This is a genomic window from Streptomyces actinomycinicus, from assembly GCF_016741775.1.
Lineage (GTDB): Bacteria > Actinomycetota > Actinomycetes > Streptomycetales > Streptomycetaceae > Streptomyces > Streptomyces actinomycinicus.
In genome coordinates, this window is record NZ_JAERRK010000003.1 from 104851 (window position 1) to 128876 (window position 24026).

At 71.8% G+C, this 24026-nt stretch carries 23 protein-coding genes, 1 tRNA gene and 1 pseudogene; 13 read left to right on the top strand and 12 right to left on the bottom strand.

The annotated features are described in order from the left end of the window. Window positions 1-83: 83 nt before the first annotated feature. The 3 genes from JK359_RS07475 to JK359_RS07485 form a co-directional block, all read right to left on the bottom strand. On the bottom strand, window positions 84-815 hold the full coding sequence (locus JK359_RS07475) for a nucleotidyltransferase family protein (RefSeq protein ID WP_201833087.1): 732 nt from the start codon (window positions 813-815) through the stop codon (window positions 84-86). 99 nt (window positions 816-914) lie between these two features. Further along, window positions 915-1376, bottom strand: coding sequence for a hypothetical protein (locus tag JK359_RS07480; RefSeq protein WP_201833089.1), 462 nt, complete (start codon window positions 1374-1376; stop codon window positions 915-917). A 196-nt stretch (window positions 1377-1572) separates the two neighbouring features. Further along, the gene (locus JK359_RS07485) at window positions 1573-2709 is read right to left on the bottom strand and encodes an ABC transporter ATP-binding protein (protein WP_201833101.1); all 1137 of its coding nucleotides are present in this window, start codon (window positions 2707-2709) and stop codon (window positions 1573-1575) included. Between the two features lie 272 nt (window positions 2710-2981). Between JK359_RS07485 and JK359_RS07490 the strand changes: the two genes are divergently transcribed. The 4 genes from JK359_RS07490 (at window position 2982) to JK359_RS07505 (ending at window position 5780) form a co-directional block, all read left to right on the top strand. Then, window positions 2982-3058, top strand: a tRNA-Thr gene (locus JK359_RS07490). Window positions 3059-3148: 90 nt separating this feature from the next. Then, window positions 3149-3802 (top strand): rhomboid-like protein, encoded by a 654-nt coding sequence (locus JK359_RS07495; protein ID WP_201833103.1) that lies wholly within the window; start codon window positions 3149-3151, stop codon window positions 3800-3802. A 10-nt stretch (window positions 3803-3812) separates the two neighbouring features. Beyond that, on the top strand, window positions 3813-5219 hold the full coding sequence (locus JK359_RS07500) for an NAD(P)/FAD-dependent oxidoreductase (protein WP_201833112.1): 1407 nt from the start codon (window positions 3813-3815) through the stop codon (window positions 5217-5219). 78 nt (window positions 5220-5297) lie between these two features. Next, window positions 5298-5780, top strand: coding sequence for a GNAT family N-acetyltransferase (locus JK359_RS07505; RefSeq protein ID WP_201833114.1), 483 nt, complete (start codon window positions 5298-5300; stop codon window positions 5778-5780). Window positions 5781-5990: 210 nt separating this feature from the next. On the opposite strand, the pseudogene JK359_RS07510 reads toward JK359_RS07505, so the two are convergent. Next, window positions 5991-6958: pseudogene (locus JK359_RS07510) on the bottom strand (zinc-binding dehydrogenase). 288 nt (window positions 6959-7246) lie between these two features. On the opposite strand from JK359_RS07510, the gene JK359_RS07515 reads away from it, so the two are divergent. Continuing rightward, complete coding sequence (locus JK359_RS07515) at window positions 7247-7939, top strand: pentapeptide repeat-containing protein (protein ID WP_201833115.1); 693 nt, start codon at window positions 7247-7249, stop codon at window positions 7937-7939. Between the two features lie 4 nt (window positions 7940-7943). Here JK359_RS07515 and JK359_RS07520 read toward each other — a convergent pair whose 3' ends face one another. Then, complete coding sequence (locus JK359_RS07520) at window positions 7944-8444, bottom strand: hypothetical protein (RefSeq protein ID WP_201833117.1); 501 nt, start codon at window positions 8442-8444, stop codon at window positions 7944-7946. Between the two features lie 71 nt (window positions 8445-8515). On the opposite strand from JK359_RS07520, the gene JK359_RS07525 reads away from it, so the two are divergent. Continuing rightward, on the top strand, window positions 8516-9901 hold the full coding sequence (locus tag JK359_RS07525; RefSeq protein ID WP_201833119.1) for a M1 family metallopeptidase: 1386 nt from the start codon (window positions 8516-8518) through the stop codon (window positions 9899-9901). A gap of 154 nt (window positions 9902-10055) precedes the next feature. On the opposite strand, the gene JK359_RS07530 is transcribed toward JK359_RS07525, so the two are convergent. Continuing rightward, entirely contained in the window at window positions 10056-10631 is a 576-nt protein-coding gene (locus JK359_RS07530) for a TerD family protein (protein ID WP_201833121.1), read from the bottom strand. A 179-nt stretch (window positions 10632-10810) separates the two neighbouring features. Between JK359_RS07530 and arfB the strand changes: the two genes are divergently transcribed. Together arfB and JK359_RS07540 are read left to right on the top strand one after the other, a co-directional pair. After that, window positions 10811-11248, top strand: coding sequence for an alternative ribosome rescue aminoacyl-tRNA hydrolase ArfB (gene arfB, locus JK359_RS07535; protein ID WP_201833123.1), 438 nt, complete (start codon window positions 10811-10813; stop codon window positions 11246-11248). A gap of 102 nt (window positions 11249-11350) precedes the next feature. Continuing rightward, window positions 11351-12190, top strand: a complete 840-nt coding sequence (locus tag JK359_RS07540; RefSeq protein ID WP_201833136.1) for a sigma-70 family RNA polymerase sigma factor — start codon at window positions 11351-11353, stop codon at window positions 12188-12190. A gap of 84 nt (window positions 12191-12274) precedes the next feature. Here JK359_RS07540 and JK359_RS07545 read toward each other — a convergent pair whose 3' ends face one another. Both JK359_RS07545 and JK359_RS07550 read right to left on the bottom strand, forming a co-directional pair. Next, window positions 12275-12733 (bottom strand): GNAT family N-acetyltransferase, encoded by a 459-nt coding sequence (locus tag JK359_RS07545; protein ID WP_201833138.1) that lies wholly within the window; start codon window positions 12731-12733, stop codon window positions 12275-12277. Between the two features lie 66 nt (window positions 12734-12799). Next, on the bottom strand, window positions 12800-13318 hold the full coding sequence (locus tag JK359_RS07550) for a flavin reductase family protein (protein ID WP_201833140.1): 519 nt from the start codon (window positions 13316-13318) through the stop codon (window positions 12800-12802). 439 nt (window positions 13319-13757) lie between these two features. On the opposite strand from JK359_RS07550, the gene cdgB reads away from it, so the two are divergent. Both cdgB and JK359_RS07560 read left to right on the top strand, forming a co-directional pair. After that, window positions 13758-15443: a diguanylate cyclase CdgB gene (gene cdgB / locus JK359_RS07555; protein WP_201833148.1), complete on the top strand. Its 1686-nt coding sequence runs from the start codon at window positions 13758-13760 to the stop codon at window positions 15441-15443. 117 nt (window positions 15444-15560) lie between these two features. After that, window positions 15561-16481 carry a carbohydrate-binding protein gene (locus JK359_RS07560; protein WP_201833156.1) on the top strand — a complete coding sequence of 307 codons (921 nt, stop codon included), beginning with the start codon at window positions 15561-15563 and terminating at the stop codon, window positions 16479-16481. A 210-nt stretch (window positions 16482-16691) separates the two neighbouring features. On the opposite strand, the gene JK359_RS07565 is transcribed toward JK359_RS07560, so the two are convergent. The 3 genes from JK359_RS07565 to JK359_RS07575 form a co-directional block, all read right to left on the bottom strand. After that, a complete protein-coding gene (locus JK359_RS07565; protein WP_201833158.1) occupies window positions 16692-17621 on the bottom strand; it encodes a 1-phosphofructokinase family hexose kinase in 930 nt (309 codons plus the stop codon). A gap of 122 nt (window positions 17622-17743) precedes the next feature. Beyond that, on the bottom strand, window positions 17744-18871 hold the full coding sequence (nagA, locus tag JK359_RS07570; RefSeq protein ID WP_201833945.1) for an N-acetylglucosamine-6-phosphate deacetylase: 1128 nt from the start codon (window positions 18869-18871) through the stop codon (window positions 17744-17746). 71 nt (window positions 18872-18942) lie between these two features. Beyond that, window positions 18943-19890: an ROK family protein gene (locus JK359_RS07575; protein WP_201833947.1), complete on the bottom strand. Its 948-nt coding sequence runs from the start codon at window positions 19888-19890 to the stop codon at window positions 18943-18945. 64 nt (window positions 19891-19954) lie between these two features. Here JK359_RS07575 and JK359_RS07580 point away from each other — a divergent pair, with 64 nt between their 5' ends. The 3 genes from JK359_RS07580 (at window position 19955) to otsB (ending at window position 22581) form a co-directional block, all read left to right on the top strand. After that, a complete protein-coding gene (locus tag JK359_RS07580) occupies window positions 19955-21277 on the top strand; it encodes an ABC transporter substrate-binding protein (protein ID WP_201833160.1) in 1323 nt (440 codons plus the stop codon). A gap of 35 nt (window positions 21278-21312) precedes the next feature. Continuing rightward, a complete protein-coding gene (locus tag JK359_RS07585; protein ID WP_201833162.1) occupies window positions 21313-21537 on the top strand; it encodes a DUF3263 domain-containing protein in 225 nt (74 codons plus the stop codon). A 210-nt stretch (window positions 21538-21747) separates the two neighbouring features. Further along, window positions 21748-22581: a trehalose-phosphatase gene (gene otsB, locus JK359_RS07590; RefSeq protein ID WP_201833171.1), complete on the top strand. Its 834-nt coding sequence runs from the start codon at window positions 21748-21750 to the stop codon at window positions 22579-22581. Here otsB and JK359_RS07595 read toward each other — a convergent pair. Beyond that, the gene (locus JK359_RS07595; RefSeq protein WP_201833173.1) at window positions 22569-24023 is read right to left on the bottom strand and encodes an alpha,alpha-trehalose-phosphate synthase (UDP-forming); all 1455 of its coding nucleotides are present in this window, start codon (window positions 24021-24023) and stop codon (window positions 22569-22571) included. The genes otsB and JK359_RS07595 overlap by 13 nt on opposite strands. Window positions 24024-24026 lie beyond the last annotated feature (3 nt).

Consider the following 24026-nt stretch of genomic DNA (forward strand, 5'->3'; position numbering starts at 1 on the left):
GGGGCCTCTACCCGGACGCGACCGCCCCCACAGGCCGTCAGCCGGACGAGCGCCGTAACCACCGGACGCCGCCGACTCCCCCGTCACCGGCCGAGCGCCGCCAACTCCTTCGCCGCCTCGGTCAGATCCTTCGCCGTGTCGATGGCCCGCCAGTACGCCCCCTGCGGAATGGGGAACCCGGCCAGCTTCTTCTCCCGTGCCAGCCGCGGGAACGTCGTCCGCTCGTGGTCCCCCCGCTCGGGCAGCATGCCGGCGAACTCGGGCGAGAACACGTACACACCCGCGTTGATCTCGAACGTCGACGGCGGAGCCTCGATGAAGTCGGTGATGTGCCCGAACCCGTCGGTCTTCACCGCACCCCAGGGGATTCGCGGACGAGCCAGCGCCAGAGTCGCGACGGCATCCCGCTCCGCGTGGAAGTCGGCCATGTCCCGCAGGGAGAACCGCGTCCAGATGTCCCCGTTCGTGGCGTACCACGGCCGGTCCGGATGGGGCAGACGCGCCGCGGCGTACCGCAGACCGCCGCCGCGGCCGAGCGGCTCGGACTCCACGACGGTGGTGACCGAGACCGGAAGGTCGGCCGAGTCCAGCCACTTCTGCAGGACCTCGGCGAGGTGGCCGCAGGAGACCACCACGTCCGTCACACCTTCCTCGGCGAGCCAGGTCAGCTGATGGCCGATGATCGGAGTCCCCGTCCCGGGGATCTCGACCATCGGCTTGGGCCGGTCATCGGTGTACGGACGCAGCCGGGAGCCCTGGCCACCGGCCAGGACCACGGCTTGAGTGGGGCGCGACGCGGCGTTCGGATGGGTCATGACCGCACTGTACGTGGCGCCCCGGAGCCGCGTGCGGGTGGCCGTGGGCTCCTCGGACGGCTGTCACCCGCTTCCCACCGGAAGCGGGCTCCGGCGCGATCAGGTGTGCGCCGCGAGGACACCCGAGGCGAAGGCCGTGTCACACACCGGGCGGGCGTACGACTGGGCCCGTGAGGCGCCGTAGATGCGCACCGCCGCCTTGCCGAGGGCGCGGGCGAGGGAGCCGCAGTGCCGGGCCAGCGAAGGGTGACCGTTGACGGCCTGCTGGAGGTGGGTGAGGACGACCCCCGGGTTCTTGTGCTGGAGTTCGGTCATCAGCTGGTCGCGGAGCACGTCCTGCGGAGCCTGGGCGGCCGGCTCGGCAGGAGCCTCCGCCGCGGAGACGTCGGAGGCGGCCAGCACCGAGCCGGACGGGCTTCCCGTCCAGTTGACCCGGGTGACCGCCAGGGTCCCGGAGAGCACCAGGACGACGGGCAGGACGAGGGCGAGAGTGCGGCCGATCCGGCGGGCAGGGCCGCCCCGGTGGCCGCGGCGCGTCTGTGGGGTGGTGGAGTGCTTCACGCGTGTGAGGGTAGCGTGCAGTAATGATTTGGAGACATTGAGTCACCCTATTGGGGGATGAACTAGCGCCACTTTCTGGGTAGTGCGTTGACGACCTCCGCCCGGAACGATCGCTCTGCCGGGGTGTCCGCGCCCATGCGAAAGGCCCCGCGGACCGGCCGCGGGGCCCATGCGCCGAGCGTTCTCGGTGCGAGCGTCAGTCGGACAGCCGCTCGCCCGTGGAGGTGGAGAACACGTGGGTCTCGCCGGGCCGCGGCACGACGTGCAGCGTGGAGCCCTTCTCCGGGACCTGGCGGCCGTTGACCCGGACGACCAGGTCCTTGACCTCGCCGCCGACCTCGGCGGTGCCGTACACGTAGCCGTCGGCGCCCAGCTCCTCCACGACGTTCACGGAGACGGCGAGACCGGCCGGTGCGTCCGCGGTGTCCTTCGACAGGGACGCGGCGACGTCGCCGCCCAGCTCCACCACGTCGAAGTGCTCGGGACGGACGCCGACGGTGACGGTGCGGTCACCCTTGTCGGCGGCGGCCGTCAGCGCCTCGCGGTTGACGGGCACCACGCTGTTGCCGAACTTCACGCCGCCGTCGGTGATCGGCACCTCGACCAGGTTCATGGCGGGGGAGCCGATGAAGCCGGCGACGAAGAGGTTCGCGGGCTTGTCGTACATGTTCCGCGGCGAGTCGACCTGCTGGAGCAGACCGTCCTTGAGAACCGCGACGCGGTCGCCCATCGTCATGGCCTCGACCTGGTCGTGGGTGACGTAGACGGTGGTGATGCCGAGGCGGCGCTGCAGGGACGCGATCTGGGTACGCGTCGACACGCGGAGCTTGGCGTCCAGGTTGGACAGCGGCTCGTCCATGAGGAAGACCTGCGGCTCACGCACGATCGCGCGGCCCATGGCGACACGCTGGCGCTGGCCGCCGGAGAGCGCCTTCGGCTTGCGGTCCAGGTACTCCGTGAGGTCGAGGATCTTCGCGGCCTCCTCGACCTTCTGCCGGATCTCCGCCTTGTTGACACCGGCGATCTTGAGCGCGAAGCCCATGTTGTCGGCGACCGTCATGTGCGGGTACAGGGCGTAGTTCTGGAACACCATGGCGATGTCCCGGTCCTTGGGCGGCAGGTGCGTGACGTCGCGGTCACCGATGCGGATGGCGCCGCCGTTGACGTCCTCCAGACCCGCGAGCATCCGCAGGGAGGTGGACTTGCCGCAGCCCGACGGGCCGACCAGGACGAGGAACTCGCCGTCCTCGATCGCGATGTCGAGCTGGTCGACGGCGGGCTTGGTGGAACCCGGGTAGATCCGGGTCGCCTTGTCGAACGTGACAGTGGCCATGGTGAATGGGCCCCCTTCTACCGGCAGGAACGTGCCGGACGATCCGTTGTAGGAAGGTGGTTGGTGTAGTCCACCGGAGTGAACCGGGTCAGGACGCTACCTGCCGTCCACCTGCCCTGTCAGCACCCGCACCGCTGTGAACTTCACGAAAATTCCCGGCGGGGCCACACCGGTGTGCTCCGTGCCTCGCCGCCGGGGAACTTCGTGGCCCGGGGAGACAAGCTCTGTGTACAGTGGAGCCGCTTTCTCGCACGGCCTCGAGACGTGCACCTGCCTCCTTAGCTCAGCTGGTCAGAGCGCCGCTCTTGTAAAGCGAAGGTCGTCGGTTCGAATCCGACAGGGGGCTCCAGACCCAGGTGGGATCCGTTCCCGCCTGGGCTTTTTCATGTCGGGGATGTCGATCACGAGCCGGGCGGTAGTGGCGTGCGTGAATCGGCTCATGCGAATTCAGCGGCGCCTGGGCGGGTTGTGGGCGTATGTCCGCAGTGCTCCCGGTACGTACGTGTGGCTGGGGATCCTGTTCGTGACGACGGTCGCCCTGCACCGCATGTCGCCGGAGTTCGAGCAGCACTTCCTGCGGCACCGGTCGACGAACATCCATGAGCTGTCGCGCAGTCCGGTGCGGGTGCTGGTGACGAGCGCGATGTGGATCGAAGGCGGGCACTGGGTGCCGTACGCCTTCCTCTACACGGTGTTCCACGCGCCGGCGGAGCGCTGGCTGGGTACGGCTCGCTGGCTGGCGGTGTGCGTGGTGGCGCACGTGCTGGCCTCGCTGATCAGCGAGGGGGTGCTGCTGAAGGCGATCCAGGACGGCATGGCTCCGCACGCGGCGGTGGACACGCTGGACATCGGGGTGAGCTACGCGCTGGCCGGGGTGATCGCCGTGCTCGCCTACCGGATCGCGGTGCCCTGGCGGTACGGGTATCTGGCGGCGGTGCTGGTCGCCTTCGGGCTGCCGCTGACCGAGGGGCCGGCCTTCACCGACTTCGGGCATTTCGTCGCCGCGTTGCTCGGGCTTGCCTGTTATCCGCTGGTCAGGGGCCGGGGAAAAGCATGGAATCCGAAGGAGACACTGGCGGGGCTCAGGGGTTAACGTCCCGGCCATGAGCAGCTCGGCAAGCAGTGTCGTCAACGGTGGCGTGTCGTTCTGGTACGCGGATGACGGTCTTCCGGTGGTCCGGGAGCCGCTGTCCGGGGACGCGTCGGCCGATGTGGTCATCGTCGGTGGCGGGTACACGGGTCTGTGGACGGCGTACTACCTGAAGAAGGCGGCGCCTTTCCTGCGGATCACCGTGCTGGAGCAGAAGTTCTGCGGTTACGGCGCCTCGGGCCGCAACGGCGGGTGGCTCTACAACGGGATCGCCGGCCGGGACCGGTACGCGAAGCTGCACGGTCATGAGGCCGCCGTCCGGCTGCAGAAGGCGATGAACGACACGGTGGCCGAGGTGATCACGGTCGCCGGGGCGGAGGGCATCGACGCCGATGTGCACCAGGGCGGCGTGCTTGAGGTGGCGACGACACCCGCGCAGTTGGCGCGGCTGAGGGCGTTCCACGAGCACGAGCTGGCGTACGGCGAGAAGGACCGGGAGCTGTACGGGGCCCGGGAGACGGCCGAGCGGATCCGTGTCGCGGACGCGGTCGGCTCGGCGTGGACGCCGCACGGGGCGCGATTGCATCCGGTGAAGCTGGTGAAGGGGCTCGCGGCCGTCGTGGAGGCGCTCGGGGTGACGGTCCACGAGTCGACGCCGGTGACGGAGATCCGTCCCAAGCACGCGGTGACCCCGTACGGCACCGTTCGTGCCCCATACGTCCTGCGCTGCACGGAGGGCTTCACGGCGTCCTTGAAGGGACAGAAGCGGACGTGGCTGCCGATGAACTCCTCGATGCTCGTCACCGAGCCGCTCACCGAGGAGCAGTGGGCGGCGATCGGCTGGGCGGGCCGGGAGACGCTCGGCGACATGGCGCACGCGTACATGTACGCGCAGCGCACGGCCGACGGCCGGATCGCATTGGGCGGGCGGGGCGTGCCGTACCGCTTCGGTTCGCGCACGGACAACGACGGTCGTACGCAGCCGGCGACCGTCGAGGCGTTGCGGGAGATCCTGACCCGGTTCTTCCCCTCGCTGGCGGGTGTCGCGGTCGAACACGCGTGGTCGGGGGTCCTCGGTGTGCCGCGCGACTGGTGCGCGACCGTCACGCTGGATCGTTCCACCGGTCTCGGCTGGGCCGGCGGCTATGTCGGTTCCGGTGTGGCCACGGCCAATCTGGCTGCGCGTACCCTGCGGGACCTGGTCCAACAGGACTCCGGTCAGGGCGGTCGGACGGGGCTGACGGACCTGCCGTGGGTGAACCACAAGGTCCGCAAGTGGGAGCCGGAGCCGTTCCGCTGGCTGGGCGTGCACGGGATGTACGCGACCTACCGGGCCGCCGACGAGCGTGAGCGGCTGCATCCGGGCACGCAGTCGTCGCGCCTGGCGAGGGTGGCGGACCGGGTGGCCGGACGGCACTGAGGGCCCGGGCCCGCCCGGTGGCCGACGGGTGCGGAAACCGGGTGACGGGGGGTGGGGGGCCGCGGTTACCCTCCCCTCATGATCCGTGCCGCGACCCCTGCCGATGTCCCTGTCATCCATTCCCTGATCCGTGAGCTGGCCGAGTACGAGAAGGCGGCGGAGGAGGCGCGGGCCACCGAGGAGCAGTTGGCCGAGGCGCTGTTCGGGGAGCGCCCGGCCGCCTTCGCGCACCTGGCGGTGGACGAGGACAGCGGTGAGGCGGTCGGGTTCGCGCTGTGGTTCCTGAACTTCTCCACCTGGCGGGGGGTGCACGGGATCTATCTGGAGGACCTGTACGTCCGCCCGGGCGCGCGTGGTGGCGGGCACGGGCGGGCGTTGCTGACCGCACTGGCGCGGATCTGCGCGGAGCGCGGGTACGAAAGGCTGGAGTGGTCGGTGCTGAACTGGAACGAGCCCGCGATCGGTTTCTACGAGGCGCTGGGTGCCCGGCCGCAGGACGAGTGGACGGTGTACCGGCTCACGGACGGGGCGCTGGCCGGGCTCGCGCGGACGGGCCGCTGACCCGCCGGCCGGCCTCAGGGGCGTGCGGCAGGGGCCCCACCCGTTCCGGCGGAAGGCCTACTGGTTCCGGCGGAGGGCCCACCGGTTCCGGCGGGGAGCCCACCGGTTCCGGCGGGGAGCCCACCGGTTCCGGCGGGGGGGGGACTACTGGTTCCGGCCGGGGTCCCACCGGTTCCGGCGGGGGTCCCACCGGTTCCGGCACCCCGCAGCTCATGGCTCCAGCACCACCTTTCCGATCGTGCCGCGCTGCTCCAGGGCGCGGTGCGCGGCGGCCGCCTGTGCGAGCGGGAAGCGGGTGACGGCCGGACGCAGCCGGCCCCGGGCGGCCTCGTCGAGGGCGCGCAGTTCCAGCGCGCGCAGGCCGCCCGCCCTCTGCGGCATCGCCGGGCCGAGGACGGATTCCGAGACGCCGTCGGCGAAGTGACCGCGGCCCTCCGTGATGCCCTCGGCCGACCAGCCGAAGACCAGGTGCCGGCCGCCGGGGCCGAGCAGGGCGACGGCCTCGCGGGCGACCGTGCCCGCGACGCCGTCGTAGACGATGGTGGCCGCCCTTCCGCCGAGGTGGGCGCGGACCTCGGCGGGCCAGCCGGGGTCGGAGTAGTCGACGGCGAGGTCGGCGCCCTCCGCCCGTACCCGGGCTGTCTTCTCCGGGCCGCCCGCGAGTCCGATCACGGTTGCCCGGGCGTTCTTGGCGTACTGCACGAGCAGGGTGCCGATGCCGCCGGCCGCGGCCGGTACGACGACCACGTCGTCAGGTCCGGGCTCGGCGAACTGCAGGATGCCCAGCGCCGTACGTCCTGTGCCGATCATGGCCACGGCCGCGGCGAAGTCCAGGTTCCCGGGCACTTCGTGGAGGCGTTCGGCCCCGGTGACGGCGAGTTCGGCGTACCGGGCGCGTTCCCGAGGTGGGCCACCACCCGCTTGCCGAGCCAGGTGCCGTCGACGCCGTCGCCGAGCGCGTCCACGACTCCCGCCACCTCCCGGCCGGGCACGGTCGGCAGGCCGGGCAGTTCGGGCAGCGGACCCCGGTGGCCCTCGCGCAGAGCGGTGTCGAGCAGGTGCACCCCGGCGGCGGCGACGGTGATCCGTACCTGGCCGGGTCCCGGGACCGGGTCGGCGACCTCCTCGTAGGTCAGGTTCTCGGCCGGGCCGAAGGCGTGCAGGCGCACGGCGTGCATGGGACCCCCCAGGGGAGACGGCTTGGTGCGGCGGCTTGGTGCAGCGGCTTGGTGCAGCGGCTTCGCGTGCCCCCGAGCCTGTTACCTCAAGCGTGCTTGAGGTCAAGAGCGGCCCGGCCGGGTTCCGGCGGGAGCGGTCAAGGGTGGTCCGGCCGGGTTCCGGCGGGAGCGGTCAAGGGTGGCCCGGCCGGGTTCCGGCGGGAGCGGTCAAGGGTGGCCCGGCCGGGTTCCGGCGGGAGCTTTCCCGGCTCACGGCCGATTGTCAGTGGCGGGGTGCAGCATGGGGGCATGGTGAGGCGAGCGACGGGGAGCCGGCCGGCGGGCGGGCAGACGGTGAAGGGTGCGCGGCGGCCGGAGGTGCGGCTGCCGGCTCTGCTGCCCTGGGCCGGCGGGGAGCTGGAGCCGGACGGTGACTACGACGGGCTGGAGTTCCGGGAGGCGGACCTGGCCGGGCATGACGGCGTGGGCGCCCGGTTCATGGACTGCGCGGTCACGGGCTGCGCGGTGGACGGGACGGCGCTGGGCCGGGCGCGTGTGCTGGACTCGGTGCTGACCGGGCTGCGCGGGGTCGGTACGCAGCTCGCCGAGTCCACGTTCCGGGACGTGGAGCTGGTCGAACCACGGCTGGGCGGCACCCAGTTGCACGGCGCGGTGCTGGAGCGGGTCGTGATCCGGGGCGGGAAGATCGACTTCCTGAATCTGCGCGAGGCCCGGCTGACGGACGTGGTCTTCGAGTCCTGCGTCCTGATCGAACCGGACTTCGCCGGCGCACGGCTGGAGCGGGTGGAGTTCGTCGACTGTGCCCTGAAGGGCGCCGACTTCGGGGGCGCCGCCCTGAAGGACGTGGACCTGCGGGGTGCCGCCCCGCTGGAGATCGTGCGCGGCCTGGACCGCCTGTCCGGAGCGGTCGTCAGCCCGGCCCAGCTGCTGGACCTGGCTCCGGTGCTGGCGGCCGAGCTGGGGATCCGGGTGGAGGGCTGAGGTGTCAGGGCAGGCGGGGGAAGCGGGACTGGAGGGTCCAGATCGCCGGGTTCTCGGCCAGGTCGTCGTGGAGGTCGGTGAGGTCGGCCACGAGGTCGTGGAGGAAGTCGCGGGCCTCGCGGCGCAGCTCTGCGTGGGAGAAGGCCAGCGGGGGCTCCTCGGCGGGCTGCCAGTCGGAGGTGATGTCGACCCAGCCGAAGCGGCGCTCGAAGAGCAGCCGGTCGGTGGATTCGGTGAAGTCCAGCTCGGCCCGCTGGGGCCGGGCGGCGCGGGAGCCCATCGGGTCGCGGTCCAGCTGCTCCACGATGTCGCACAGCGCCCAGGCGAAGTCCAGCACCGGCACCCATCCCCAGGCTGTGGACAGTTCCCGGTCGCTGTCGGTGTCGGCGAGGTAGACGTCCCCGCAGAACAGGTCGTGCCGCAGCGCATGGACGTCCGCGCGGCGGTAGTCGGTCTGCGGCGGGTCCGGGAACCGGTTGGAGAGGGCGTAGCCGATGTCGAGCACGCAGCAGATGGTGTCACGCCGGTCGGCCGGGCCCTGCGGTCGGTGCGTGCCGCCCGCCTAAGATCACTGACATGTCCAGATCTGCGCGCCTTGTCCCGGCCGTCGCCGTCGCCCTCGCCCTCATAGGCACCGGATGCGACGGTGGTGTGCGGGGCACCCCGGGCGGCTCGGGCGTGCGCGACCCGTACTTCCCCAAGGCGGGCAACGGCGGCTACGACGTCGGTCACTACGCGCTCACCCTGGACTACACCCCGGCCGGCCGCCGTCTCACCGGCACGGCGGTCATCACCGCCCGGGCCACCCAGGACCTGTCGGCGTTCGATCTCGACCTCACCGGGCTGCACGTCGACTCGGTCACCGTCGACGGCAAGGACGCCCGCTGGAACCGCGCGGGCCAGGAACTCACCGTCCGCCCGCACGACGACCTCCGCAAGGGCGAGACGTTCCGCACGGCCGTCCGCTACTCGGGCACTCCGCAGACCCTCACCGACCCCGACGGCGCCGAGGAGGGCTGGCTGCCCACCGCCGACGGCGCCCTCGCCCTCGGCGAACCGGTCGGTTCCATGGCCTGGTTCCCCGGCAACGCCCATCCCTCGGACAAGGCCGCCTACGACATCACCGTCACCGTGCCCAAGGGCCTCCAGGCGGTCTCGAACGGTGAGTTGAGCGACCGGTCCGACGAGGGCGGACGCACGGCCTACCACTGGCACACCGCCCAGCCCATGGCGAGCTACGTCGCCACGGTCGCGATCGGCCACTACGACATCGGCCGTGCCACCGGCCCGCACGGTCTGCCCGTGCTCACCGCGGTCGATCCGGAGCAGGCCGGGGCGAGCGCGAAGGTCCTGGCGAAGATCCCCGGGATCCTCGACTGGGAGGAGACCAACTTCGGGCCGTACCCCTTCTCCTCCAGCGGTGCGATCGTCGACCGCCCGAAGGACGCCGGATACGCCCTGGAGACCCAGAACCGTCCCGTCTTCCCGGGTGCCCCCGAGACCTCCACCCTCGTCCACGAACTCGCCCACCAGTGGTACGGCAACTCGGTCACCCCGGAGTCCTGGCGGGACATGTGGCTCAACGAGGGCTTCGCGACGTACGCGGAGTGGCTGTACGCGGAGGACCACGGCGGCCCGAGCGCCCGGCAGACCTTCACCGAGCACTACGAGGACGACGACGCGGACATCTGGGCCTTCCCGCCGGCGAAGCCGTCCGGCGCCGCGCACATCTCCGACAGCCCGGTTTACGTGCGGGGCGCGATGGTGTTGCAGAAGATCCGCCAGAAGACCGGCGACGACACCTTCCACGACATCATCCGTGGCTGGGCCGCCTCCCACCGCCACGGCACCGTGAACACCGCGGAGTTCACCGCGTACGTGGAGAAGGCGGCCCCCGGCCTGGACTTCTCCGAGATCTGGCGGGACTGGCTGTACGGGGACGGCAGGCCGGCCCACCCGTGACGGGCGGACCGGGCTGCCGTGCGGGGCGTTACTTGACGTTGACCGCGGTCCAGGCCGCCGCCACCGCGTTGTACTCCGCGCTGCCCGGGTGAACCCGGGGGTTCGGTGAATCCGGGGGTTCGGTGAATCCGGGGGTTCAGGTCCGGGGGATACGTCAGACGTTCACGCCGAAGTCCTGGGCGATGCCGACCAGGCCCGAGGCGTACCCCTGGCCCACCGCGCGGAACTTCCACTCCGCACCGTTGCGGTACAGCTCGCCGAAGATCATGGCCGTCTCGGTGGCCGCGTCCTCCGACAGGTCGTAGCGCGCGATCTCGGCGCCGCCGGCCTGGTTGATGATGCGGATGTAGGCGTTGCGGACCTGGCCGAAGTTCTGGCCGCGGTTCTCGGCGTCGTAGATGGAGACCGGGAAGACGACCTTCTCGATGTCGGCCGGGAGGGCGGCCAGGTTGACGTTGATCGCCTCGTCGTCGCCGGCGCCTTCACCCGTGCGGTTGTCACCGGTGTGGACGATGGAGTTGTCCGGGGTCTGCTTGTTGTTGAAGAAGACGAAGTGACCGTCGGAGTAGACCTTGCCCTGCGTGTTCACCGCGATCGCGGAGGCGTCGAGGTCGAAGTCCGTGCCGGTGGTGGTGCGGACGTCCCAGCCGAGGCCCACGGTGACGGCGGTCAGGCCCGGAGCCTCCTTGGTGAGCGAGACGTTGCCACCCTTGGACAGGCTTACAGCCATGATTGGGAGTCCCTTCCCTAGTTCCGTGCATATCCGTGCACATCCGTCGTGCACGTCTGTGCCGACGAAGCTACCCTCACCCGGGAGAACGTCGAGGGGGGTCCCGGTGGTTCCGGATCCCTTTACCTTTTTTACCCAGCCGGAAATCCAGGTGACGTGGACCGGGCCGGACCGGGAACATGGAACGCATGTCCGGGCCCTATCTCATCCGTGGCTCGGTCTCGCTCCCCGAGGCCGAGCTGATGTGGCGTTTCTCCAGGTCGTCAGGGCCCGGCGGACAGCACGTCAACACCAGCGACTCGCAGGTGGAGCTGCGCTTCGACCTCGCCCGCACCGAGGCACTCCCTCAGGTGTGGAAGGAGCGGGCGCTGCAGCGGCTGGCCGGCCGTCTCGTCGACGGGGTGGTGTCCGTACGGGCCTCCGAGCACCGCTCCCAGTGGCGCAACCGCGAGTCCGCCGCCGTACGTCTCGCCACGCTCCTCGCGGAGGCCAGCGCGCCGCCGCCGAAGCCCCGCAAGCCGACCCGCATCCCGCGCGGCATCAACGAACGCCGGCTGCGGGAGAAGAAGCAGCGCGCGGATACGAAGCGGGGGCGTTCCGGACGGGACTGGGGTTAGGGCCTCTCTTTCGGATCTTGCCGCGCCCTGTCACATCTCCGGGTTCCGCGTCGTCAGTGTGGTGCAGGAGCACCGCGGACGACGGAGAGGCCGGGCCCACCGATGACCGACAACGACTTTCTCGCCGAGCGGTTCGAGGCGCACCGCGGGCATCTGCGGGCCGTCGCCCACCGCATGCTGGGTTCCGTCCCCGAGGCCGAGGACGCCGTGCAGGAGGCGTGGTTCCGGCTGAGCCGGTCCGGCACCCGCGAGGTGGAGAACCTCGGAGGCTGGCTGACGACTGTCGTCGGACGGGTCTGCCTCGACATGCTCCGTTCCCGGCGCTCGCGGGGCGAGGAGCCGCTGGACACCTGGCGCCCGGCCCCTTCCGCCGATCCGGACCCCGCGCAGGACGCCCTGCTGGCCGACTCGGTCGGGCTGGCCCTCCTCGTGGTCCTCGACACGCTGTCGCCGGCCGAGCGGCTGGCCTTCGTCCTGCACGACCTGTTCGGGGTGCCCTTCGAGGAGATCGGCGGCATCCTCGGCCGCACCCCGGCCACGGCACGGCAACTGGCCAGCAGGGCGCGGCGCCGGGTGCGGGGGGCCGAGGCGCCGGAGGTCGATCTGGTCCGGCAGCGGGAGGTGGTGGACGCCTTCCTCGCCGCCGCGCGGAACGGGAACTTCGAAGGGCTGCTCGCGGTGCTCAACCCGGACGTGGTGGCCCGCAGCGAGGCCGGGGTCACCAGCGGTGCGAGCCGGGTCGCTGCGGGCGCGACGGGCTTCGCCCACCTGGCGCGCGTCGCGCGTCCGGTCCTGGTCGACGGTGCGACCGGCCTGGCCGTGTACGCGGACGACCGCCTGGAGCGGGTCCTGACCTTCACCTTCGTGGCCGATCACATCTCGGTCGTCGAGATCGTCTCGGACCCGTCGCGCCTGGCCGGCTTCACCATCGAGCCCGCCTAGCCGGTCCGGCCGTCGCGAGGCGCGTGCGGGCCGCCCGGTCCGCTCCGGCCGGGGGCGGGGGAGCGGGCGGTGGGCCGGGGCCGGTCACAGGTCCAGCACGCCCACCGTCTCCCCTTCGGTCTGCTCACCGTTCTTGCGGAAGCCCAGGCCGAGGTAGAACTCCTCGGGTCCGTCCGGGCCGGGGTGCCAGCTGACGTAGAACTCCTTGCAGCCGCGGCGGCGGAGTTCCGTGGCCACGGCCTCGACGGCGAACCGGCCGTAGCCGCGGCCCTGTTCCCCGGCGGCGATGTTCAGCCGCCACAGACCGGAACGGTGCACGCTGCCGTCCTCGAACCAGTCGATGTCGAAGAAGGCCATCAGGAAACCGACCGGGCGGCCGTCGTCGACGATCAGCCGGGGCCATGCGACGCCGTCCGGATGGACATAGGCCTCGGCGAGGGACCTGAGGACGGGTGCGACGTTCTTTTCCTGCTCGGGCCGGACGCGGATGCCCACCGCGGCCTCGAAGTTCGCGGGGGTCACTACTTCCAGACGGATCGTCATCCCGGCACCTTAGGCATCCGCGTTTTCGGAAAACCACGGAATTTCGCCGGGCGCGGAATTCCGGGCTCAGTCCAGTTGCCGGTACCTGCCGCGGAAGTACATCAGTGGTCCGCCTTCCGCGACGGGCGCCTGCGCGGTGAGGACGCGGCCGATGACGAGGGTGTGGTCCCCGGCGGTCACCCGCTGCTCGGTACGGCATTCCAGGGTGGCCAGCGCACCCCCGACCAGCGGGGCGCCGGTGGCCTCGCCGCGGACGCAGGGAATGTCCTCGAAGAGCAGCCGGTCGCTGATGCGGCCCTTCATCGCGAAGCGGCCCGCGATGTGCCGCTGGCTCTCGGTGAGGACGGACACCGCCCACAGCGGCTGCTCGGCGAGCAGGTCGTCCATGCGGGAGCCCTCACGCAGGCTGACCAGCACCAGCGGCGGGTCCAGGGAGACCGACACGAAGGCGGTGGCGGTCATGCCGACGTCCTCCCCGCCGGGCGCCTGGGGGTCGTCCGGGTCGAGCGGCGGTTCCTGCGCGGTGACCAGGACCACGCCCGCGGCCAGCCGGGACATGGCGGCCCGGAACTCGTCGTTGCTCACCCCCTCAGCATGCCCGGTGGGCAGGGGGGTGATGGCAGAGGCAGTCTTCAGCACGCCGGAAACGCTAGTCTCCGGTCCGCGCGCACCGCATCGGCCCTCCGCCCGAGCCGGGTCCTAGGACCAGCGGCGCAGCGCCGCATTCACCGGCCCCTGGGACCGCCGGTGCATTCATACGTGCATCATGTGTACGCGCCCACAAAGCTTGCGTTCAGTAAACGCACAGCCCAAACGCAGAAACTCCACTCAATTGTTCACGTTCTTCTGTGACTTGAGTCACAAGGGGCAGGAATTGTTGACCCTGTGTACCGAGTGGGCAGCGCGCTGTGATTCAGTGGCGGGGAGCCGCAGGAGACACGTCGAAGTCACCGTAAGAGCCACCGTAGAGAAGCGCCGAAGACAACCCTTGATTCGCCTGCGAGGTCTCGGGGGGAGGGCGAGCATGGAGACCGAGTCGGAGCCGTATGTCCGCCTTGCGTCCCTGCGACAGCTGCACCAGGTCATGGCCGACATGAACACGGCACGCAGCCTGGCGGACACACTGCAGACCGTCGCCGACGGCGCCGTGGGTGCCCTCGGGTACGAGATGGCGGCCGTCAACCTCGTGCGCCAGGACGGCGACCTCGTGGTCGCCGCCTTCGCCGGGAACTCGGCCGCCGAGGCCCTCATCACCGGCCGGGTCGGTTCCCGCGAGTCCTGGGACCGGCGGCTGAACATGGGCGAGCACTGGGGCGACCTCATCTTCATACCGCACACCGAGGGCTGGGTCCTCGACGAGGACGACGTCCCGCAGTGGTACACCGACGGGCCCGCGCCCCGCTTCGAGGACGAGTGGCACCCCTCCGACCGGCTCTTCGCGCCCATGTACACCCCGGGCGTGCAGGGCGGCTCCTCCGGCGAGCTGCTCGGCGTCATATCCGTCGACCGCCCGCGCAACGGCCGCCGCCCCGGCGCCTGGGGCCGCGAGGCCCTGCAGATGTACGCCTTCCAAGCCGCCATCGCGATCAGCAACGCGCGTCTGCGTGCCAACATGCAGCGCGCCCTGGTCCGTCTGGAGCGCGAGCAGCAGGCCCTGCGCGCCAGCGAGGAGTCCTTCCGGCAGGCCTTCGAGTACGCCCCCTCCGGCATGGCCATCGCCGAGATGGGCGGCGACCAGCACGGCCGCATCCTGCGCACCAACGACGCGCTGTGCAGGCTGCTCGGCCGGCCCGCCTCCGCGATGCGCCGTTACTCCTTCTCCGACCTCGTCCACCCCGAGGACATCGGCACCCTCCTGCGCACATCGGCGGAGGGCGGCCGCGCGGAACTCCGGCTCGGCCGACGCGACGGCACGTACGTGTGGGTGTCCCTGCGCAACAGCGTCGTCGCGGACGCCGCCGACGGCCCCCGCTTCCTGCTGACCCACGTCGAGGACATAGAGGAGCGCAAGCGACGCGAGCTGCAGCTCGCCCACCGGGCCTCCCACGACTCGCTGACCGGGCTGCCGAACTCCGCCGAGCTGCGCTCGCGCCTGTCGGCCCGGCTCTGCCGGCGCCCCGCGCACGCCGGCGCGCCGGACTCCCTGGACGCGGCCTACGGCGGACTGCCCCCGGCGCTCGGCTCCGCCCGGGCCGCCGCCTTCGACGCCCCCGCCGGCCACGGCTTCGACTTCCCGCCGGGGCCGGAGGCGTTCGACGCCTACGACCACCATGTGCACACCGTCGCCCCCGAGGACGGCCGCGACGACGGCACCAAGGGGCTCGCCGTGCTCTTCTGCGACCTCGACGGCTTCAAGTCGATCAACGACCGCTTCGGGCACAACGCGGGCGACGCGGTCCTCATCGAAGTGGCCCGCAGGCTCTCCGGCGGGGTCCGCGACGGCGACACCGTGGCCCGTCTCGGCGGCGACGAGTTCGTGATCCTCGCCGACGGTCTCGGCCGGGCCGACGCCCAGGACCTCGCCGTACGGCTGCGCAACGAGATCATCCAGCCGATCCGCGCCGAGGGGCGGGCCGTCCGGGTGGGCGCGAGCTTCGGCATCGGATGGGCACACTGCGGCATGACGGCGGACGAGGTGCTGAAGTCCGCTGACGAGCGGATGTACGTAGAGAAACGATCTCGTCCCAAACAGCACCGACGCGCGGGATGATCCGCAGGTCAGCGAGTTGATGCGGCGCGAGTCACCCGTTTGGCTCAGTCAGAGCGGGTAGGCTCGCCATTCCAGACCTGTACCGCATCCACTCGCACCCGCTGAGGAGACCAAGGGATGACGCCCGGCGAAAACGGCCCGAGCACGCCCGAGGACGACCCGTTCGGCTACCTGTACGCCGATGGCCAGGCCAGAGGGGCCCAGCCGCCGTCCGGCGGCTACGGCTACCCGAACTCGGTCAGCAGGGTGCGCACGGTCGGTGAGCGCCAGTACAGCCAGCAGCAGGCGCCCTACGGCCAGCCGCCCACCGTCCCGCAGCAGGGCGCCTACGGTCAGCCGAACGCCCACTACCAGGCCCCGGAGACGCTGCCCGGCGGCGCCCCGGCCGGCCGCCGGCCCGCGCCGCCCGCCGGGGGCACCGGCCGCCGCGGCCCGAACACCAAGGGTCTGCTGATCGGCGCGATCGCGGTGGTCGCCGCGGTCGTCATCGGCATCGGCGTCGCGATGATCAACGGCGACACGGACGACGACAAGTCCGGCAACCAGGCCGGCGCGACCCCGACCCAGTCCCAGAGCCACGCTCCCAGCCCGTCGCGCAGCGGTTCCGCGGCGCCGGGGGAGCTGCCGAAGACGGACGCGAGCGCGCTGCAGCTCGGGCCCGGCGTGACGACGGCGTCGGACATCAAGGGTGCGCAGGCCAAGGGCGGAACCTATGTGACGGGCTTCAACCACGTCGGAGCGACGGTCACCTGGACGGTCGACAACGTCGAGAAGTCCGGCACCTACCGGCTGTACGTGCGCTACGGCATCCCGGGCGTGGATGCCGACGCGACCCTGGTGGTCAACAACGAGGTGGACTCGCGGCCGATCCAGATGAAGAACTTCGGTGGCGGCACGCCCCAGGGCGACTGGGAGAAGGGCTGGAAGACCACCTGGTCGAACGTGAACCTGAACAAGGGCACGAACACGATCCAGATCGCCTGCCAGAACGGCAACCAGTGCAACGCCGTCCTGGACCAGCTCTACATCGTCAAGTAGAGGCTCATCGGTCCTCGAGCGCTACAGCCGCCGGAGGTGTTGATCTCCGGCGGCTGCCGGACATCGTGGACTTCAGCTTGCCTGCGCAGGTGCCCGGCTTCAGAGCGGCCGGCTTGGTGCCGGTGGCACAGCCGAGGGTGGCCTTCCGGAAAGCCGGAGTGCGAGAAGTGATCTTGCCGACCGCTTGGCCGCCTCCGCCGTCAGAGGTTGCTATGCCGCGCTGAACTCCCCCGACACCGCCACCCGGTCGAGCAGTTCCTCGTAGGCCGTGCGGTCGAAGTCGCCCGCGGTGGTGGACCGTACGGTCGCCGCCGACAGGGCGACCGCGCGGGTGAGGCGGTCCGCCCAGGGGAGGTGGTCCGCGAGGCCGGACAGCAGGCCCGCGACCGCCGAGTCGCCCGCGCCGGTCGGGTTGCCGTGGAGGCGGGCGGGCGGGGTGGCACGCCAGCGGCCCTCCGGAGTGACGGCGAGCAGTCCCTCGGCGCCGAGGGAGGCGACCACCGCGTGGGCGCCACGCCGGCGGGCGTCCTGGGTGGCGCGCAACGGCTCGTGCGAACCGGTCAGTTCCGCCAGTTCGTCGGCGTTCGGCTTGATGACGTCCGGACGGGCGGCGACCCCGCGGCGCAGCGGCTCACCGCTGGTGTCCAGCAGCACCGGGACGCCGAGTGCCCGTGCGCTGCGTACGAGGCTCGCGTACGCCCCCACCGGCACCCCCGGCGGCAGGCTGCCGCACAGCGCCACCGCCGAGACACCGGCCAGCAGTTCCTGGTACCGGTCCAGGAAGGCGCCCCACTCGGCCGGTGTGATCTGCGGGCCCGGCTCGTTGAGCTGGGTGGTGTCACCGCACAGTTCGTCCACGACCGCGATCGTGCGCCGGGTCGCCCCGTGGACCGGCACCAGCGCGTCCACCACCCCCGGCGTGCCGGTGAGCCGTTCGCGCAGCACCTGGCCGGTCGGGCCGCCCGCGAAGCCGGTGACCGTCACCTCGTGGCCGAGCGCGGCCAGCACCCGGGCGACGTTCACGCCCTTGCCGCCGGGCCGCTCGACGACGTCCGAGACGCGGTGCGAGGTGTGCGGCCGCAGCGACCGCACGCGATAGGTGATGTCGAGAGCGGTGTTCAGTGTGACCGTGAGGATCACCCGGGCCGACCTCCCTCGAAGTCCCTGTGCCTGTCTTCGGTTTCCGGGGCCTCGATCATGCCAAAGAGAATGCGGCCGGCCCAGCCCCGGGTCGGCCGCCTTTTCCGGAAAACCTGGACGGATCAGGCCAGTTGGGGACCGACCACCCACTCGCCCTGCCGCATCACGCCCTTCAGCGTGAAGTCGGCGTCGAGCACCACCAGATCGGCGTCCTTGCCCGGCTCCAGGGAACCGATGCGGTCCGAGAGGCCGAGCAGCCGGGCCGGGTTGGCGGACAGGGCCTTCACGGCGTCCTCCACGGACAGCCCGTCGACGGTCACCGCCCGCCGGAACGCGCGGTCCAGGGTGAGCGTGGAGCCCGCGATGGAACCGCCCTCCACCAGCCGGGCCACACCGTCGCGGACCTCCACCTCCAGCGGGCCGAGCATGTAGCGGCCGTCGCCTGAGCCGGCCGCGTCCATCGCGTCGGTGATGAACGCGACCCGGTCCGCACCCGCGTGACGGAACGCCAGCTCCAGCGCCGCGGGGTGCAGATGCGTGCCGTCGTTGATCAGCTCCACCGTGACCCGCTCGTCCTCCAGGAGGGCGGCGACGGGGCCGGGGGTGCGGTGGCCCAGGGCGGGCATGGCGTTGAAGAGGTGGGTGGCGACCGTGGCGCCCGCGTCGATCGCCTCGACGGTCTGCTCGTAGCTGGCGTCCGTGTGCCCGACGGCCGCGATCACGCCGTGCTCCGCGAGCAGCCGTACGGAGTCGATGCCGCCCGGCAGCTCGGTGGCGAGGGTCACCATCTTCGCCTTGCCGCGTGCCGCGTCGATCAGCTTGCGGACCTCGGCCGGCTCGGGGTCGCGCAGCAGCTCCTCGGAGTGCGCGCCCTTGCGGCACGGGGCGATGAACGGTCCCTCGAAGTGGATGCCGGCGATGTCGCCCTGCTCGGCCAGCTCGCTCAGCAGGCCCGCCTGGCCGACGAGCAGGTCCATCTCGTCGGTGACGGTGGAGGCGACGAGCGTGGTGGTGCCGTGCAGGCGGTGGGTGCGGATCGCGGTGAGGATCTCCTCGGCGGTACCGAAGAAGGAGGCTCCGCCGCCGCCGTGGTTGTGGATGTCGACGAAGCCGGGGACGACCCAGTGGCCGGTGAGGTCGGTCACCTGGGCGCCGGCCGGTGCGGTACCGGCGATGCGCTTGCCGTCCACGGCCAGCTGCCCGCCCCGCACCGTCCCGGTGGGAAGGACCACGTTCGCGCCGGTGAGCACCTGCGGGCTCGTCGTGGCTGGTCGCGCAGTTCCTCGCGGCCCGTTGGGGGCGCTGTCCCGCTCGTTGGCCATCAGGTGCTTACCTCCGGAGTCGTAGGGGTGGCGGTCGTCAGCAGGTCCCGGGCGAGCAGCCCCGCGCCCAGGCAGCCGGCCGTGTCGCCGAGGGCGGCGGGGACGATGGTGGGCAGTTTCTGGAAGGTGACCCGTCGCCGGACGGCGTCCCGCAGCGGCTGGAACAACACTTCCCCGGCCTCGGCGAGCCCGCCACCGATGATCAGCGTGCGGGGGTCCAGCAGGGTGAGCGCGGTGACCAGGCCGTCGGCGAGCGCGTCCACGGCTTCCTGCCAGATCCGTACGGCGTCCGGGTCACCGGACGCGACGGCCCCGGCGCAGTCCGCGGCGTCCGCGTCCGGGTTCCCGCGGGCGGCGGCCCATGCCTCGGTGACGGCGGACGCGGAGGCGTACCGCTCCAGACAGCCGCGCTGCCCGCAGGGGCAGTCGATGCCGCCGGGGCGTACGACGACGTGGCCGATCTCGCCCGCGAAGCCGTGCGCGCCGGACTCCACCCGGCCGTCGATGCCGATGGCACCGGCGATCCCGGTGCCGAGCGGCACGAACAGGAACCGGTCCGCGCCCCGGCCCGCGCCGATCCGGCCCTCGGCGAGGCCGCCGGTGCGTACGTCGTGGCCGAGGGCGACGGGCACCCCGAGCCGGTCGGCTAGCAGGGCCCGCAGGGGTACGTCCTGCCAGCCGAGGTTGGCCGCGTAGACGGCGGTGCCGTGCTCCTCGTCGACGATGCCGGGAACCGCTATGCCGGCCGCGGCGGCGGGTTCGCCGTACTGCTCGAGGCCGTGGCCGCGCAGTTCGGCGGCGAAGTCGAGGATGCCCGCGACCACCGCCGCGGGGCCGCGCTCGCGGCCGGTGGCGCGGCGTGCGCGATGGAGCAGTGCGCCGTCGTCGCCGACGAGGGCGGCCTTCATCCCGGTACCGCCCACGTCCAGGGCGATGACATGTCTCACCACGGTGCCTAGTGTGGCCCTCCCACCCGGGAAAGGTCTAGTCCACTCGCGTGGTGTAGACCTTATGTGTCCACATATTGAACGGTCAGACAGCAGGGTTGGGGCTTTGAGCGTGCGTCGGCGTACGACAGGAACGATCGCGGTGGTGTCCGCACTGGGCATGACGGCGGTTCTCGGCGGCTGCGGGGGATCGGGCTCCTCCGACGTGACCCTCAGACTCGTCGCCGCCGACTACGGCGACTCCTCCGCCAACGGCTCCCAGAAGTACTGGGACACCCTGGCCGAGGAGTACGAGTCGAAGCACCCCGGCGTGAAGGTCGAGGTCAGCGTCTACTCCTGGAACGACGTCGACCGCAAGGTCAAGGAGATGGTGGACGCCGGCCACGCGCCCGACATGGCACAGATCGGCGCGTACGCCGACTACGCCGCCGCCGGCAAGCTCTACCCGGCCTCCGAGCTGCTCTCCATCCGCACCCAGGCCGACGTCCTCTCCCAGCTCTCCGACGCCGGAGAGTGGAAGCACACGCAGTACGGCATACCCTTCGCCGCCTCGACCCGGGTGCTCTTCTACAACAAGACCCTGTTCGCCAAGGCCGGCATCACCCCGCCCACCACGTGGGACCAGCTGGCGGCCGACGCCAAGGCGCTCGAGGGCAGGGGCGTGAAGTATCCCTACGCGCTGCCGCTCGGCCCCGAGGAGGCGCAGGCCGAGACCATGCAGTGGCTGCTCAGCGGCGGCAGCGGCTACACCGACGACGTCGGCACCTACACCCTCGACTCCGCGCAGAACGTCGAGACCTTCACGTGGCTCAAGGACGAGCTGGTCGGCAAGGGCCTGACCGGGCCGGTCGCCCCCGGCAAGCTCAACCGTGCGGACGCCTTCGCCGCGTTCGCCGACGGCCAGGTCGGGATGCTCAACGGGCACCCCACGCTGATCCAGCAGGCCGGCAAGAAGGGCGTGAAGTTCGGCATGGTGCCGATGCCGGGGCCCACCGGCAAGGCCAGGGCGTCGATGGGTGTCGCGGACTGGATGATGGGCTTCAGGCAGAACGGGCACGCCGAGCAGATCGGTGACTTCCTCGACTTCGTCTACGCCCGGAAGAACGTGCTCGACTTCTCGCGCCGGTACGGTCTGCTGCCGGTCACCAGCTCCGCGTCCAACGCCATGGCGGCGTCGGACAAGCCCGCGGACAAGGCCCTGCGCCCGTTCCTCGAGCAGCTGGCCACCTCGGAGCTGTATCCCGTCGGCAAGACCTCCTGGGCGTCGGTCAGCGCGGCCGTGAAGCAGAACATCGGCCAGGCGGTCGCCGCGAACGGCAGCCCGTCCGGCGTGCTGTCCCGGCTGCAGTCGACGGCCACGGCGGCGGACAGCAGCGACGTCGGCTAGGCCGGTTGTCGGCGGTCGGCGTTACGGTGGCTGCCATGGAACTGGGCAGCCGTGAGAAGGCCATCCTCGCGCTGGAGCGCCGGGGCTTCACCGGCCCCGGCGCGAAGGAACGCGCCATCCGTGAACAGCTGTCGCTGTCCCCGGTCCGTTACTACCAGCTCCTCAACGCCCTCCTGGACGACGAGCGCGCCCTGGCCCACGACCCGGTCACGGTGAACCGCCTACGCCGCCTCCGGGAAACCCACAGATCAAACCGCTGACACGGCCCTGACGCCCCCTTCCCCGCCAAGCGATCCGACTCCCACTCGCCCGGCCGCGGCCCCCCGCTCACACCGACGCGGCGGGGCACCCTCTCGGCCGACCGAGTCGGGTGGTGGGTGGGCGGGGTGGGGTCCAGGGGCGGAGCCCCTGGCGGGGTCTGGGGCGGAGCCCCAGGAGTGACTCCGGTCCGCGACGGATACTGTCGCGGTATGGACCCGCTGCCTACCCCGCAGACCCAGCAAGGCCGACACGGACTCGCCGCCCTGCTCGCGCAGCCCCGCACCGCGGTCATCGGCCTCGACTTCGACGGCACGCTCGCCCCCATCGTCGCCGACCCCGAACAGGCCCGCGCCCACCCCGACGCCGTACCCGCCCTGGCCGCCCTCGCCCCCGAGGTCGCCTCCGTCGCCGTGATCACCGGCCGCCCGGCCGACGTCGCGGTCCGCTACAGCGGCTTCGGCGACGTCCCCGGCCTGGAGCACCTGACCGTCCTCGGCCACTACGGCGCCGAACGCTGGGACGCGGCCACCGGCGAGATCACCGCCCCCGCCCCGCACCCCGGCGTCGCCGCCGTCCGCGCCGAGCTGCCGGCCCTGCTGGAGCGCGCCGGCGCGGGCCAGGGCACCTGGATCGAGGAGAAGGGCCGCGCGGTGGCGGTCCACACCCGCCGCGCCACCGACCCGCAGGCCACGTTCGAGTCCCTGCGCGCCCCCCTCGCCGACCTCGCCGCCCGCCACGGCCTGATCGTCGAACCCGGCCGCCTGGTCCTGGAACTCCGCCCGCCGGGCATGGACAAGGGCGTGGCACTCACCGAGCACGTCCGCACCACGGGCGCCCGCTGTGTCGTCTACGCCGGCGACGACCTGGGCGACCTCCCCGCCTTCGCCGCGGTCGACGAACTCCGCACCGACGGCACCCCCGGCCTCCTGATCTGCAGCGGCAGCACCGAGGTCACGGAACTGGCCGAACGCGCGGACCTGGTGGTGGACGGACCCGAGGGGGTCGTGGCACTCCTGCGGGCCCTGGCCGCTCAGCTCGGCTGACCGGTCAGCGCCTCCAGCTGATCCAGGAACCAACGGGCCGGCGGCAGCGCGGTCGCGGCTGCCGCCAGTCTCTTGGAGCGTTCCGCCCGCTCCTCCGCGGGCATGCCCAGCGCCTCGTGCAGCGCCCGCGCCGTCCCCCCGATGTCGTACGGGTTCACCGCGTACGCGTCCTCGCCCAGCTCCTCGTACGCCCCGGCCTCCCGCGACAGCACCAGCGCGCAGCCCTCGTCGGAGACGACCGGGACCTCCTTGGCGACCAGGTTCATGCCGTCCCGGATGGGGTTGACCAGGGCCACGTCGGCCAGCCGGTACGCGGCCAGGGAGCGGGCGAAGTCGTCCTTCACGTGCAGGACGACCGGCGTCCAGCCCGGCGTGCCGTAGCGCTCGTTGATCTCGTCCGCGACCCGCTGCACCTCGGCGGTGTACTCGCGGTAGACGGCGAGGTCCTGCCGGGACGGGTACGCGAAGGCCAGGTGGACGACCTTCTCCCGCCACTCGGGGCGGTCCTCCAGCAGCTGCTCGTAGGCCAGCAGCCCGCGCACGATGTTCTTGGACAGCTCGGTGCGGTCCACCCGGACGATCGTCCGGCGCGCGGTACCGTCCGGCGCCGTGCCGATCTCCTCCCGCAGTGCCGCCATCCGCTCGGCCACGTCCGGCTCGTGCGCCCGCTTGCGCAGGAAGTCCGCGTCCGCACCCAGCCCGTGCACGCCGATCCGGGTGCCGGAGGGGATGCCGGGGCCGAGCACCCGGTGGCAGCAGTCCTTGAACGCGTCCGCCCACCGCTGGGTGAGGAACGCGGCCCGGTCGGCGCCCAGGATGCCGGTCAGCAGCTCGGTCGCGATGTCGTCCGGCAGCAGGCGGAAGTAGTCCGGCGGGGCCCACGGGGTGTGCGAGAAGTGGCCGATGCGCAGGTCGGGGCGGAGGCGGCGGAGCATGCGGGGGGCGAGGGCCAGGTGGTAGTCCTGGATCAGCACCGCCGCGCCCTCGGCCGCCTCCTGGGCGAGCGCCTCGGCGAACGCCTGGTTGTAGGCCTCGTACGACGCCCACTGCCGCCGGAACCCGGCGTCGAAGACCGGCTCCAGCGGGGTCTGGTACAGCATGTGGTGCACGAACCAGAGGACCGAGTTGGCGATGCCGTTGTACGCCTCGGCGTGCACGGTCGCGTCGATGTCGAGCATCCGGACCCGCTGCCCGCCGGTGTCCGCGGCCGGCAGCAGCCCGCCGGCCGCGCGCCGCACGGCCTCCCGGTCGCCGTCGCCGAGCGCGGCGCACACCCATACGGAGTCCGCGTCCGGACCGATGGCGGACAACCCCGAGACCAGCCCGCCACCGCCCCGCCTGACGTGCAGCGAGCCGTCCTCGCCGACATGGTGGGAGACCGGGCCGCGATTCGACGCGACCAGCACCTGAGCCTTTTCCGCAGCACCGCGCGTGGAAGCCATACG